Origin of the sequence: Chryseobacterium taklimakanense (assembly GCF_900187185.1) — a bacterium.
GTDB classification, from domain to species: domain Bacteria; phylum Bacteroidota; class Bacteroidia; order Flavobacteriales; family Weeksellaceae; genus Planobacterium; species Planobacterium taklimakanense.
The window spans coordinates 1,526,566-1,538,968 of sequence record NZ_LT906465.1 but is presented as its reverse complement, the minus strand read 5'-3'; the positions used below and the strand labels follow the sequence as shown (position 1 = coordinate 1,538,968).

Annotated in this window: 13 protein-coding genes; 7 read left to right on the top strand and 6 right to left on the bottom strand. The window is 40.7% G+C overall.

The genetic code is table 11. The features are described 5' to 3' along the window. Positions 1–28 precede the first annotated feature (28 nt). From glmM to CKV81_RS07295, 5 genes are all read right to left on the bottom strand, one after another. On the bottom strand, positions 29–1,411 hold the full coding sequence (glmM, locus tag CKV81_RS07315) for a phosphoglucosamine mutase (protein WP_095071928.1): 1,383 nt from the start codon (positions 1,409–1,411) through the stop codon (positions 29–31). Positions 1,412–1,741: 330 nt separating this feature from the next. Then, entirely contained in the window at positions 1,742–3,778 is a 2,037-nt protein-coding gene (gene feoB / locus CKV81_RS07310; protein WP_095071926.1) for a ferrous iron transport protein B, read from the bottom strand. A 75-nt stretch (positions 3,779–3,853) separates the two neighbouring features. Next, positions 3,854–4,066 (bottom strand): FeoA family protein, encoded by a 213-nt coding sequence (locus tag CKV81_RS07305; protein WP_095074347.1) that lies wholly within the window; start codon positions 4,064–4,066, stop codon positions 3,854–3,856. A gap of 175 nt (positions 4,067–4,241) precedes the next feature. Beyond that, positions 4,242–5,126 (bottom strand): GLPGLI family protein, encoded by an 885-nt coding sequence (locus CKV81_RS07300; protein ID WP_095071924.1) that lies wholly within the window; start codon positions 5,124–5,126, stop codon positions 4,242–4,244. A gap of 85 nt (positions 5,127–5,211) precedes the next feature. Beyond that, positions 5,212–5,967 carry a Rossmann-like and DUF2520 domain-containing protein gene (locus tag CKV81_RS07295; RefSeq protein ID WP_095071922.1) on the bottom strand — a complete coding sequence of 252 codons (756 nt, stop codon included), beginning with the start codon at positions 5,965–5,967 and terminating at the stop codon, positions 5,212–5,214. A 156-nt stretch (positions 5,968–6,123) separates the two neighbouring features. On the opposite strand from CKV81_RS07295, the gene CKV81_RS07290 reads away from it, so the two are divergent. The 7 genes from CKV81_RS07290 (at position 6,124) to hemE (ending at position 11,965) form a co-directional block, all read left to right on the top strand. Next, positions 6,124–6,675, top strand: coding sequence for an RNA polymerase sigma factor (locus tag CKV81_RS07290; protein ID WP_095071920.1), 552 nt, complete (start codon positions 6,124–6,126; stop codon positions 6,673–6,675). 13 nt (positions 6,676–6,688) lie between these two features. Next, positions 6,689–7,285 (top strand): hypothetical protein, encoded by a 597-nt coding sequence (locus tag CKV81_RS07285; protein WP_095071918.1) that lies wholly within the window; start codon positions 6,689–6,691, stop codon positions 7,283–7,285. A 7-nt stretch (positions 7,286–7,292) separates the two neighbouring features. Next, the gene (locus CKV81_RS07280) at positions 7,293–7,916 is read left to right on the top strand and encodes a hypothetical protein (protein ID WP_185116893.1); all 624 of its coding nucleotides are present in this window, start codon (positions 7,293–7,295) and stop codon (positions 7,914–7,916) included. 163 nt (positions 7,917–8,079) lie between these two features. Then, positions 8,080–9,354: a glutamyl-tRNA reductase gene (gene hemA, locus CKV81_RS07275; RefSeq protein WP_095071916.1), complete on the top strand. Its 1,275-nt coding sequence runs from the start codon at positions 8,080–8,082 to the stop codon at positions 9,352–9,354. Then, positions 9,341–10,249, top strand: coding sequence for a hydroxymethylbilane synthase (gene hemC / locus CKV81_RS07270; protein ID WP_095071914.1), 909 nt, complete (start codon positions 9,341–9,343; stop codon positions 10,247–10,249). The genes hemA and hemC overlap by 14 nt, the downstream gene beginning before the upstream one ends. After that, the gene (locus CKV81_RS07265) at positions 10,249–10,926 is read left to right on the top strand and encodes a uroporphyrinogen-III synthase (RefSeq protein WP_095071913.1); all 678 of its coding nucleotides are present in this window, start codon (positions 10,249–10,251) and stop codon (positions 10,924–10,926) included. Before hemC ends, CKV81_RS07265 begins: the two co-directional genes overlap by 1 nt. Before the next feature lie 10 nt (positions 10,927–10,936). Further along, entirely contained in the window at positions 10,937–11,965 is a 1,029-nt protein-coding gene (hemE, locus tag CKV81_RS07260) for a uroporphyrinogen decarboxylase (protein WP_095074345.1), read from the top strand. Positions 11,966–12,013: 48 nt separating this feature from the next. Here hemE and CKV81_RS07255 read toward each other — a convergent pair whose 3' ends face one another. After that, positions 12,014–12,403: a hypothetical protein gene (locus CKV81_RS07255; protein ID WP_157727388.1), complete on the bottom strand. Its 390-nt coding sequence runs from the start codon at positions 12,401–12,403 to the stop codon at positions 12,014–12,016.

Below are 12,403 nucleotides of genomic sequence, written 5' to 3'. Positions count from 1 at the left end.
ATAATCTTTAAATATAATAAAATCTGACCTAAATCAAACTTTTAATCTTGGCAATAATATCATCGCCCAGTTTATCGGCTTCTTCCTGCGATTTGGCTTCTGTATAAATCCTGATAATCGGTTCTGTGTTCGATTTTCTCAGGTGAACCCAATTTTCTGCAAAATCTATTTTAACGCCATCTACGGTAGACACCTGTTCATTTTGATACTCTTTTTCCATTTTGGTTAAAAGCGAATCTACATCGATTTCCGGAGTGAGCTCAATCTTCTTTTTGCCCATAAAATACGCTGGGTAAGAATCGCGCATTTCGGAAACTGTCTTGTTTTCTTTGGCTAAATGCGTCAAAAACAGCGCGATACCCACTAAAGAATCTCTTCCGTAATGCAGATCGGGATAAATGATCCCCCCATTTCCTTCGCCGCCAATCACCGCATTTTTTTCTTTCATTAAATTCACCACATTCACTTCGCCTACGGCACTCGCGAAATATTCTGAGTTATGTTTTTGTGCCACATCTCTCAATGCGCGGCTCGAAGACAGGTTGGAAATCGCAACCCCATTTTTGTTTTTCAAAAGGTAATCTGCAACGGCAACCAAAGTATATTCTTCGCCGAACATTTCTCCCTTTTCGTCAATTAAAGCAAGTCGGTCAACATCCGGGTCAACTACGATGCCCAAATCTGCATTTTCTTTTTTTACAAGCTCGCAGATATCAGTTAAATGCTCTTTCAAAGGCTCAGGATTATGCGGAAACTGACCGTTTGGCTCACAGTAAAGTTTGATAACTTCACAACCCAATTTTTCTAAAAGCGGCGGCAGTGAAATTCCACCTGTTGAATTGACAGCATCCAAAACGACCTTGAATTTTTTGGCTTTCACGGCATCTGCATCAACCATCGGCAAATCAAGGATTTTCCTGATGTGGATGTCGAACGCATCGTCTCGGGTTTCATATTTTCCTAAATTATCTACTTCAGCGAATTCAAAATCTTCATTTTCAGCGATTTTTAATACTTCTGCGCCGTTTTCACCACTGATGAATTCTCCTTTTTCGTTCAGAAGTTTCAGGGCGTTCCATTGTTTAGGATTGTGAGAAGCGGTAAGGATAATGCCACCGTCAGCATTCAGTTCAGGAACCATAACTTCCACCGTTGGCGTGGTTGAAAGCCCCAAATCCACTACATTGATCCCCAGTCCCTGCAGTGTTGCGGTGACCAGTGAATTCACCATTGCTCCGGAAATCCGCGCGTCGCGGCCAATAACGAGGGTTAAATCTTTTTTGTTTTTATTTTTTTGAAGCCAGCTTCCGAATGCAGCAGTGAATTTCACCACATCTACCGGCGTTAAATTATCATCTACTTTCCCGCCGATGGTTCCGCGGATTCCTGATATACTTTTGATTAAGGACATAAAAATCTTTGTTTGAAATTCAGAATTGAAATTACTGCAAAGTTATGAAATCGCAGAGTTAATTTTTCTTAATGAGCGCATTTGTGGAAAAGTTAAGAACAACCACAATCACGGTCGCATCCCGTTCTTTTACTTTTGAATTTTGAAGGCGAAAAATTCTTTTTTATGATTTTAAAAATGGAATATCCCGCAAACAAAACGATGGCTACAACGATAATATATTGTAAAAGAAGTGTGTTTTCCATTTTTATGTGTTTGATGTAGTTTAAAAGTTTGAACTCTTCTGTTCAACTACCCAACAATGTCGAACAATTTTCAAACCATTCCAAATTATTTAAAAAACTGATACGCTGCCATTGCCACAATATAGGCGAGCCCCGTCATACCAACGAGTTGGATGAGCGTCCATTTCCAACTTTTTGTTTCCCTGTAAACAACTGCGATAGTTGAAATACACTGCATTGCAAAGGCATAATAAATCAAGATTGAAATCCCGGTCGCGAATGAGAACACTTTTTCTCCGTTAGGTTTCACGTCGGTGCGCATTTTTTCCAGGATTTTCTGTTCAGGCACATCGTCATCCAAACTGTAAAGTGTTGACATTGTACCTACAAAAACCTCCCTCGCTGCGAAACTTGAAATGACGGAAACGCCCATCTTCCAGTCGTAACCCAGCGGTGCAACCACCGGCTCAATTCCACGTCCCAATTTTGCCAGATAAGAATGATCCAGGTGAACATCCGTCGCCACAATTTGGTTTTCATTCTGTTTTGGACCGATATAACTCAATGCCCAAAGAATCACGCTCACTGCGAAGATAACTTTTCCTGCTCCAGTAATAAAATCCCACACTTTTTCGAGCATCAGTTTAAAATCATACCCGAAAAGCGGCATTTTATAAGGAGGCAAATCCATAATCAGGAAGCTTTTATAATTCTGTCTTATCACCTTTTTCAGGATTAATGATGATAAAAGCGCCGTAACAAACCCCAGAAGGTACATCACCAAAAGCGCGATCGCACGGTAATCGATTCCTAAAAATTTCTTTGCGGGGATAACTAAGGCAATAATAATGCTGTAAACCGGAAGCCTTGCAGAACAGGTCATAAAAGGTGTCACCAGAATCGTAATCAAGCGTTCTTTTACATTTTCAATATTCCGGGTGGACATAATGGCTGGAATTGCGCACGCCACACCGGAAATTAACGGTACGATACTTTTTCCGTTGAGGCCAAAAGGCTTTAAGAATCGGTCCATCAGGAAAATAACCCGCGACATATACCCGGAATCTTCCAAAAGATAAAGGAAATATAGCAGGATGCCGATTTGTGGTGCAAAAATGATGATTCCACCCAATCCCGGAATAATTCCGTCCGAAATCAAACTGTTTAGAGGGCCTTCGGGAAGGGTATTTTTTGCAAATTCAGAAAGCCATACGAAACCGCTGTCGATCCAGTTCATCGGATATTCTGCCATGAAAAATACCAGTTGGAAAATCAGCAGTAAAATCGCTCCGAAAAAAACATAGCCCCAAAATTTATGAACCAGAAGTTTATCGAGTTTCTCGGTGAATAGTTCCTTAAACTGCGGCGTTTTTGAAACAACTTTCTGTACGGTTTTATCTATGTTCTGATACCTTCTGATGGTTTCCTGTGTCTGCAAACGCTTGGGAACGATACACTTGGTATCATTTTCGTTCAGTTTGTCATCAAGCGTATCAAGCTTTCCAAGATAAGTTTCTGATGACAAAAGGGTCCAGACTTTATACGGATTCTTTTCGTGGGTTTGAGAAGCGATTTTGTGAACTACAGCACGCTGCTCCATCGGTATTTCAAAAGAAACTTTTTCCGATTTTTGAAATTCATCCTGATAAATGGCTTCCCGCAAATCTTCAAGGCCAATTTTCTCTTTGGCGTTTGATTTTATAATTTTTACGCCTAATTCTATTGAAAGCTCATCAAAATTGATGGTAGTGCCGCGGCGTTCTGCCTCGTCTAACTGATTGGCAACCAGAATGAGTGGAATGCCCAAATCCTGAATCTGCTGGAAAAGCAGCAAACCGCGCTTTAGATTCATGGAATCCAAAACGTATACTACTCCTGAGTAATTATGCTGTTCCTCAATTAAAAATTTTGTGAAAATAGCTTCGTCCTCAGAACTGGGATAAATACTGTAGGATCCCGGCAAATCGATGACCTCTACTTCCTCGTTGTTGTAAGTGTAAAAACCGGAGTGTGAAGCCACGGTAACGCCAGCGTAATTCCCGGTCTTTTGATTTTTATTGCAAAGCGCGTTGAAAATGGTCGATTTTCCGACGTTGGGATTTCCGACTAAAAGAACTTTTTTATTTTGAAGGTTACTTTGCATTTTTTTTGAACCAAAAGGAACAAAAGTTTAATGGATTTTTAAGATAGAACTTATCCTCTAAAAAAGTTCACAAAATTAATTAGGTTCTACAATGATGAATCTGGCTTCTTCCTCACGCAGAGCGATACGGCTTTTTTCTGCGCCAAATTCTATGTAAAGCGGCCCGTTGAAAGGTGCCTGATACAGGATTTTGAAAGGCGTATCCGGAAGGAGCCCCATCTCAATAATTTTTCCCGGCATCTTCAGGTCGTCATTATCGTAATCGGTGATTTTTCCCTCTTTATTCAAGGGGTAGCAGCAAAGTTTACCGGAATCATCTCTTTTCAAACCATTATATTTTGGACTGCAAATATACGTTATTTAAATTAAATCTAAATAAGACTTGACAAAACTCATAAACTAAAAATCGGAAGCAAATAAATCTGCTTCCGACTCCCTGTATAATATAGTTAAACTATGATTGCTATTTTTTAGCCGGTGTATAAAACTCGATCGGATTGTCTGTAGAGTTATAGAAATCTTTGGTTCTTTTTTCCTGATCTTTAATCATTTCGCCAATTGTTTGGTCGCTGCCAGGCATTTTCTGGGACATTATTTGCGGCGTCATATGAGGTCTGAATGAAGCAAACGGATCTTTTTTGTAATCTGCAAATGTCTTTTCAAATTTGTCTCGTTTTACTTCGGTTATCTGTCCGGCACCGCCCGGCATCATTTTCTCCATATAGGTCAGTTCTTCGAAGTTTGGTACTTTCTTATTGCCTTTCAACTCCCAAGAATAGTTTTTGCTGGCGTCTTCTATTTTTACAATCAGGCCTGGCAATCCGTTGAATTTATACGGTCCGTCCTGGAAAGGCAGGTCAGTGGAAAACCAGGCGGTCCATTTTCTGCCGCCGAACTCTGTGGTTGCTTTTTGTGCGTTGTATTCACCGATTTTTGCTTTTTCATTGGAGATTGCCCATCTGAAATCCGGTTTTTCCTTGTACATCAACTGTACGGGCGTCATTCCGTTTAAGATGGTTTCGACATACTGCACTTCCATTGAGGGATAGGTTTTGGTCACTTTGTAAGAAAATTTCGGCATTTTCATTAACTTAGACAAATCCGTGAACACCCCAGATTTCTGCATCATTTCCACTTTAGACTTGATTAGGGAATCCTGGGAAATTGTTGTAAAATCTCGGAACAGGGATTTTTCCGGAGTGATGTCCAGAACAGTCATCACTTTATCCATTCTTGTGGAATCCTGTTTCGGCTTGAAGGTCAGTTCATAGAAAAAACGGTTGGCAGTTACCTGGGCACTTGCTGCCAGGGTTATCGCCAAAAGTACAACTGAAAATAATTTTTTCATTATCTGTAGATTTTTTTATAATAAGTATAGCTTCTGGTTTTTTTGTTACAGTAAGTCTAAAAAAAATATGTTGACTAATTATAAATTACTTCAACCCATACATTTTCATGATGGATTCGTTGAGCGCTTTGTACAGTTTCAGATGCTCTTCATTTGTAATGAGTTTTTCATGAAGCTGCAGAACACGGCCGTCGTTTCGAACAGCTGGACCGGTTTGCGCATCTTTTGGATCGAGGTAATGAATTTTTCTTACGGTTTCATCAATCAACGGAATGAAAAACCCGAAAGGAATGTTTTGCGAATCAGAGACTTCTTTAGCCCTTGCAAAAAGATGATTCACGAAATTGCAGGAGAAAACAGCGGTTAAATGAACGTATTTCCGTTTTTCATAATCAGTAACCATCACATTTTCAGAAATTCTCAAGGCAATACTTTTAAGGAATTTCTGGTCTGCATCATTTTCAGCTTCGGTGAAAAAAGGAATCTGGCTGTAATCTAGGTCTTTCGGTTTTGAGAAAGTTTGTAACGGATAAAAACTGGCTTTTCGGTATTCCCCCACAAGAATTTCTTTCGGAAGCGAGCCGGAAGTATGCGCAACCAGACAATCTTTTTTATCAATGATTTTTGAAATTTCTTCAACAGCTGAATCACTCACGCAGATAAGATAGAAATCTGCGTCCGCAAGGTTTTGAGTTGAGTATGGAATGTTGTTTTCTTCAGAGATTGTTTTTAAGGCTTCTTCGTTACGGCCAAAAATCTGTTTTATGGCGATTCCGTTTTGTGTAAATGCCTTTGCCAAATGATAGGCAACATTTCCTGAACCGATGATTACTGTTTCCATTTAACAAAGATAATTAATAAAAAAATCTTGCCGAGCTGCACTTTTTCACGATTTTTGATTACTGATAAATTCATGCCCTGAATAAGGATTCTTTAAAATTTCGGGGAATATTTTTAACTTTAGCCAATAATAGTAATCAAACCACCGAAGCATCTGATGAAGATTAAAGACGCAGAAATAATTGCGATGATGTCTGAAGAGCGAAGCCGCGAAAAAGGCCTTCGAACTTTGATGGATGCTTATCAGAGCAGGCTGTATTGGCATATCCGCAGATTGATTGTAGACCACGATTTGGCCCAGGACGTACTGCAGGAAACTTTTATAAAAACATATCAGAATTTCCACCAGTTCAAACAGGACAGCCAACTGTACACCTGGCTTTACAGAATCGCAACCAACGAAGCGCTGCAGCAGCTCAATAAAATGAAGAAGATGCAGAAAACCGATGAAGATGCAGATTATTATATGCAGAATCTGGTTGCGGACAACGCAGGAACTGGTGCCGATGAAATTCAGATGCTCCTGCAGCGGGCGATACAAAGCCTGCCGGAAAAACAGCGGCTCGTTTTCACGATGAGGTATTATGATGACCTGCCGTATGAAGAAATGAGCAAAATTCTGGACATGTCGGTTGGAACCCTGAAAACCAACTACCACTATGCCAAACAGAAGATAGAAGATTACATCAAAGAAAATTACGAAGAATAAATTTTTTCAAACCATGAAAAATTTTGATATAGAACAGCTGGAACGAAAAAACATTTACAAAACTCCCGGGGATTTCTTCGCAGGGATGCAGGAAAATGTTCTGAAACAGACTGTTCACCAAACTCCAACTGCAGAAACAGCAGGGCCGGAAGGCAAAACAATTCCAATGAAAACCAACTGGATTTATGCAGCCGCAGCCGCGCTTGCCCTTCTGCTCGGTGTAGGATTTTTTATTAAAAATATGAATGCAGCTCCTGAAAACCCACAGCCTACCGCTGCAAGCACCTTAAAAACTGAGACTCCGATAACACAAACAATGGCAGGGGAGCAGCCTCAACTCATGGCGTCAGACGTTCAAAAACCGGAAGAAAACGTAACGCAGGATTTAACTTTTGAAAAAACGGAGTATCAAACGGTAAGAAGAGAGCCACAGGTTATACAGGTGAAAAGCTTCGCAAATGTAACTGAAAAATCAAAAGCCGCACCGTCGAAAGCAGAAAGAATAAAGAGAGAGGATGTAGATCAGATTCTGACTTCGTTTACCTCATCAGAGTTGGCAGAAATGTCTAAAGATGCGGAAATGGATGTTTATCTGGACTTATTTAACTAGCAACCGTATGAAGAAATTATATTTAACCTTTGCAATTGCCTTTTTATCAGCAGTTGGTTTACACGCCCAGATAAAATCGAATCTTGACTGGAATAAAGCCAATTCGGCGCAGAGAAAGGAGATGATAAAAAATATGTCGGCCGAGGAGCGTAAGGAACTTCTGAAAAAGTTTCGCGAAAATATGCTGGTTGAAGAGCTGAAAGTTCCTGAGAAAGACCGCGAAGATTTCAAGAAAATCTACAGCGAATACCAGGAATCTCAACAAAAAATTAAAGAACGTTTCAATAATGATTTTGATCCTGAGAAACTTTCTGACGTAGAAGCCCAGCAAAAACTTGAAGAAAGCTTTGACCTGGCGCAGAAACTGGTAGACAACAGAAAAGAATACGCGCGGAAAATGCAAAATGTGGTAAAACCGCAGCAGGTGCTGAAAATGTTCCAGAACGAAGGCCAGATGCGCGACAGAATTATGGACAGGCGAATGGAATACAACGACGGCAGCACAAGAAACCAAGGTGTAATGAGGAACAATTCTTCAGTGGAAATGAGAAATAATATACCTTCTCAGCCAATGAGAACGCCATCAGCAGGAATGAGAACCGGTGGCGGACAAAGAGGAGGTACAAGATAAGAAACCCCATAATAGTTTATTTTTTTAATGTTAGGCGACCCTTGCGATTTATTGCAGGGGTCGTTTAATTTTGCTGCATCCGAACCTATTTTTTAAGGAATTTATGATGATATCGGTCATGAGCTTTTTAAATTTAATTTGATTAAATTTGCATCCGTTTATTATGCCTCAGAATTCCAACATACCTCAAACCTCTAATTTTGTTGTTCTTAGTGTCAGCTTCGAAAAAGCTGATGCCGAAACACGGGGCAAATTCACCTTCTTTGATAATCATGTTAAGAGTTTTGTAAACCGCATCCACAAAGAGAATCTGGGCGACGCGTTTGTGGTTTCTACCTGCAACCGGACCGAGATTTACACAACCACATCCAATTACCTTTCAATCGCAGAGGAATTCTGTAAGGAAGTTGGTGTAGAACTGCTGGAGTTTATGGAATACGCCACTGTTTTGAAAAAAGGAGAAGCACTTAACCATCTTTTCCGTGTCGCCGCAGGTTTGGAAAGCCAGATCCTGGGCGATTTTGAAATCATCGGGCAAATAAAGAATGCATACAACCGTTTCAAGAAAGAAAAAAGAAACTCCAATCCGTATATGGAGCGGGCTATAAATTCAGCCATTCAGATTTCAAAAAAAATCAAGAATGAAACCGGGATTTCAAATGGAGCAACGTCTGTTTCTTATGCAGCGGTTCATTATATTCTAAATTCTCAAAAACAACTTTCAGACAAGAATATTCTGCTTCTGGGCGTTGGTGAAATCGGGCAAAATACCGTAGAAAACCTTGTAAAACACATTTACCAGCCAAAAGTAAAAATCGCCAACCGGACTACAGAAATTGCTGAAAAAATTGCTGAGAAATACAATATTCCGTATATTGAGTTTGATGATTTTCACAGAGAGCTTCAGGAAACTGATATCCTGATCGTCGCCACCGGAGCCTCGAAACCGATTGTAAAGCATGAACATTTTGTAACACCAAAAGAAATGCTGGTAATCGACCTTTCAGTACCCAATAACGTAGAGAAAATCGTTGGCGACAAAAGCCATATCGAGCTGGTTGACGTAGATATTCTCTCCAGACATATCAGCACAACAATGGAGCAGAGGAAAAAAGAGATCCCAAAAGCGGAGGAAATTATCAGGGAAATGACAAAGGATTTCGAGGAGTGGGAGAAGAAAAGAAAACTCGCGCCAAACATCCATCATTTCAAGGCGGTCCTTAAAAATATGGAGCGCAATGAGATGCACAATATTCACCGCAAGCACAAATATATCGACATCGATGATATGGAACTTTCTGACAAACTGATCCAGAAAATTACCAACCGTTTTGCGAAATATATCATCGATAATCCTTCCAAGGCTGAAGAGATCAGCAGCCTGATGCATGAAATTTTAGTGGAACAGCCAAACAGAGAATTTAATGAAAAACATTAGAATCGGCACCAGAAATTCCCCTCTTGCGATGTGGCAGGCAGAAACTGTAGCGGCAAAACTGCAGCAGCTGGGCTGCGAGACTGAGATTGTGCCGATCATTTCTTCCGGCGACAAACATCTGGATTTGCCACTTTATGCGATGGGAATTACAGGCGTTTTTACCCGTGATCTTGACATCGCTCTTTTGCAGAAAGAAATCGACATCGCGGTTCACTCACTTAAAGATGTGCCAACACAACTTCCTGAAAATGTGGAGTTAATTGCTTATCTTGAGCGCGATTTCCCACAGGATATTCTGGTGAGAAGTTCAGCAGCAAAAAATAAGGATTTAAAAGATCTGAAAATTGCAACCAGCAGCTTGAGGCGTCGCGCATTTTGGGCTAAAGAATTTCCGCATACTGAATTTACAGACATTCGTGGAAATGTGCAGACCCGATTGAGAAAGCTTGATGAAGGCGTGGCAGATGCCACAATGTTTTCCAGAGCGGGAATTGAAAGGCTTGGCTTGCCGGTTGTTTATGAAGAACTTCCGATGATGATTTCCGCACCGTCACAAGGCGTGGTTGCCGTAGCCGGGCTTTCAGAAAATGTTGAAATTAATGAAATTGTAAGAAAAATCAGCGACATCAAAACACAGATTTGTGTAGAAATCGAGAGGGATTTTTTAGCAGTTCTTGAAGGTGGGTGTACCGCGCCTATTGGTGCTTTTGCTGAATTTAATGAAAATCAGATCCGCTTTGTCGGAAGGCTTTGCTCGCTCGATGGGAAAAATTGCATAGAAACAGACGAAATTTTTGATTATGATGAAAATAAAAATTTCGGGGAAGAAATGGCCAACAAAATCCTGGATAATGGCGGCAGGGAACTGATGGACGAAATAAAAAAAAGTTTGTAGTGAGTATTCTGTTTACAAAAAAAAATATCGATAAAAAGCTGGTTTCTGAATATCTCGGGAATCAGTTTTCTTATGAATTTATCGATGTGATCAGGATAAAACCCACCCCGGTGGAGCCCTTTGATTTGAAGGACAAGTCTCTTATTTTCACCAGCATCAATGGCGTGGAATCTTTTTTTGAAAGCGGTTTTAAGCCAAATGAAAAATTCACTGAGCACAACTACAACAAGATTTACTGTGTCGGGCAAAAGACGAAAAATGCCGTGAGAAAATACGGTTTCGGAACTTTCAAGGTTAAAAAGCATGCCCAGGACCTTTCAAAATTTATTATTCAGAATTCGCAGGGCGAACGGTTCCTGCATTTTTGCGGAAATCTGGCGTTGGATGTGCTTGACCGCGCATTGCCTTTACAGAATATTTATTATAAAAAAATCCCGGTTTACGAGACAGAACTGCTCTACCCGGTGGTACACGAGGATTTCGATGTACTGGTGTTTTTCAGTCCGAGCGGCGTGAGAAGCTTTGCCAAACACAATTCTCTGGAAGGGAAAAAAATATTTTCTATCGGGCTAACCACCGAAAAAGAAATAAAAAATTTTACGAAACAAAAAATATATACCAGCCATGAAAGCAACCTCGACGATTTGCTGCAGCTGATTGTACAGGAACTTTCTTAAAACTGAAATTATGGTTAAAAACGATTTATATTTAAGAGCATTACGCGGCGAAACTGTAGAAAGGCCACCAGTTTGGATGATGCGCCAGGCCGGAAGATACCTGCCGGAATTCATCGAGCTGCGCAATAAATACGATTTTTTTACGAGATGCCAGACTCCGGAACTTGCTTCTGAGATCACAGTGCAGCCAATCCGCAGATTTCCGCTGGACGCTGCAATTTTATTTTCAGATATTCTGGTTGTGCCGCAGGCAATGGGCATTGATTTTAAAATGAAGGAATCCGTAGGGCCATGGCTGGATAATCCAATCAGGACTACAGAGCAGGTTCAGGCGGTTCAGGTTCCTGATGTCAATGATGCTCTGAGCTACGTGTTCGATGCTATAGAAATGACTTTGGAAAAACTTGACCGCGAAATACCGTTAATCGGTTTTGCAGGCTCGCCATGGACGATTCTTTGCTATTGTGTTGAAGGTAAGGGAAGTAAAGCTTTTGATATTGCAAAATCTTTCTGTTTCACCAATCCGGAAGCGGCCCATCTTTTACTTCAAAAAATTACAGACACAACGATTGCCTATTTACAAAGAAAAGTAGAAAAGGGCGTTTCTGCCGTACAGATTTTCGATTCCTGGGGCGGAATGCTTTCTCCGAAGGATTATCAGCAGTTTTCGTGGCAATATATCAACCAGATCGTGGAGGCTTTGAGCGAGGTTTCGCCGGTAGTTGTTTTTGGTAAAGGCTGCTGGTTCGCTTTGGAAGAAATGTCCCAGTCAAAAGCGGCAGCTTTAGGTGTTGACTGGACGGTTTCACCAGAGGTTGCAAGAAAACTTACGAATAACTCCATCACACTTCAGGGAAATTTTGATCCGGCGCGTCTGCATTCTTCACCAGAAACCATCAAAAATATGGTGAATGAAATGATTAACCGCTTTGGTAAAGACCGGTATATCGCTAACCTTGGTCACGGTATTCTGCCTAACATCCCGGTTGAAAACGCCGAAGCGTTTATCCGCGCGGTTGTTGACTGGAAGCCGAACTAAAATTTTAATTAATACATAAAAAAATCCACAGCTGGTTGTGGATTTTTTTTATTGTGCAGGTTCTGTGTTTTGCAATGGCGGCCCAAGTTCTCTTTTCTGTTTGTCCGCTTTTTTCCTTTTGTCGCTTTCTTCCGCTTTCTTTCTTTCGTCCTCTTTCTTTTTGGTTTCGTCGTCGAGCTTAGCTTTTTTATCGGCTTCCTCTTTTTTAATTTTTGTGGCGATTTTCTGTTCATCATTCTTTGCCAATGCCGATGAATCTACCGCCACACGGTTGATAATCACATTTCCAGGATTTGCTCCCGGAGCAAAGGAATCTATTGCCGTCGTGTCATAAGGCAATACCGTGCTTTCAGTCACTGTACTTTCCTCAGCAATTTCCTGTTTTTTGGCACAGGATAGTGTTGTGACGCCTATTATGGTAAGAATTATTTTCTTCAT

What these genes read in the sequence shown, in the direction of transcription:
- glmM (WP_095071928.1), bottom strand. Translation starts at nt 1,411, where the DNA reads ATGTCCTTAATCAAAAGTATATCAGGAATCCGCGGAACCATCGGCGGG.
- feoB (WP_095071926.1), bottom strand. Translation starts at nt 3,778, where the DNA reads ATGCAAAGTAACCTTCAAAATAAAAAAGTTCTTTTAGTCGGAAATCCC.
- CKV81_RS07300 (WP_095071924.1), bottom strand. Translation starts at nt 5,126, where the DNA reads ATGAAAAAATTATTTTCAGTTGTACTTTTGGCGATAACCCTGGCAGCA.
- CKV81_RS07295 (WP_095071922.1), bottom strand. Translation starts at nt 5,967, where the DNA reads ATGGAAACAGTAATCATCGGTTCAGGAAATGTTGCCTATCATTTGGCA.
- CKV81_RS07290 (WP_095071920.1), top strand. Translation starts at nt 6,124, where the DNA reads ATGAAGATTAAAGACGCAGAAATAATTGCGATGATGTCTGAAGAGCGA.
- CKV81_RS07285 (WP_095071918.1), top strand. Translation starts at nt 6,689, where the DNA reads ATGAAAAATTTTGATATAGAACAGCTGGAACGAAAAAACATTTACAAA.
- CKV81_RS07280 (WP_185116893.1), top strand. Translation starts at nt 7,293, where the DNA reads ATGAAGAAATTATATTTAACCTTTGCAATTGCCTTTTTATCAGCAGTT.
- hemA (WP_095071916.1), top strand. Translation starts at nt 8,080, where the DNA reads ATGCCTCAGAATTCCAACATACCTCAAACCTCTAATTTTGTTGTTCTT.
- hemC (WP_095071914.1), top strand. Translation starts at nt 9,341, where the DNA reads ATGAAAAACATTAGAATCGGCACCAGAAATTCCCCTCTTGCGATGTGG.
- hemE (WP_095074345.1), top strand. Translation starts at nt 10,937, where the DNA reads ATGGTTAAAAACGATTTATATTTAAGAGCATTACGCGGCGAAACTGTA.
- CKV81_RS07255 (WP_157727388.1), bottom strand. Translation starts at nt 12,403, where the DNA reads ATGAAGAAAATAATTCTTACCATAATAGGCGTCACAACACTATCCTGT.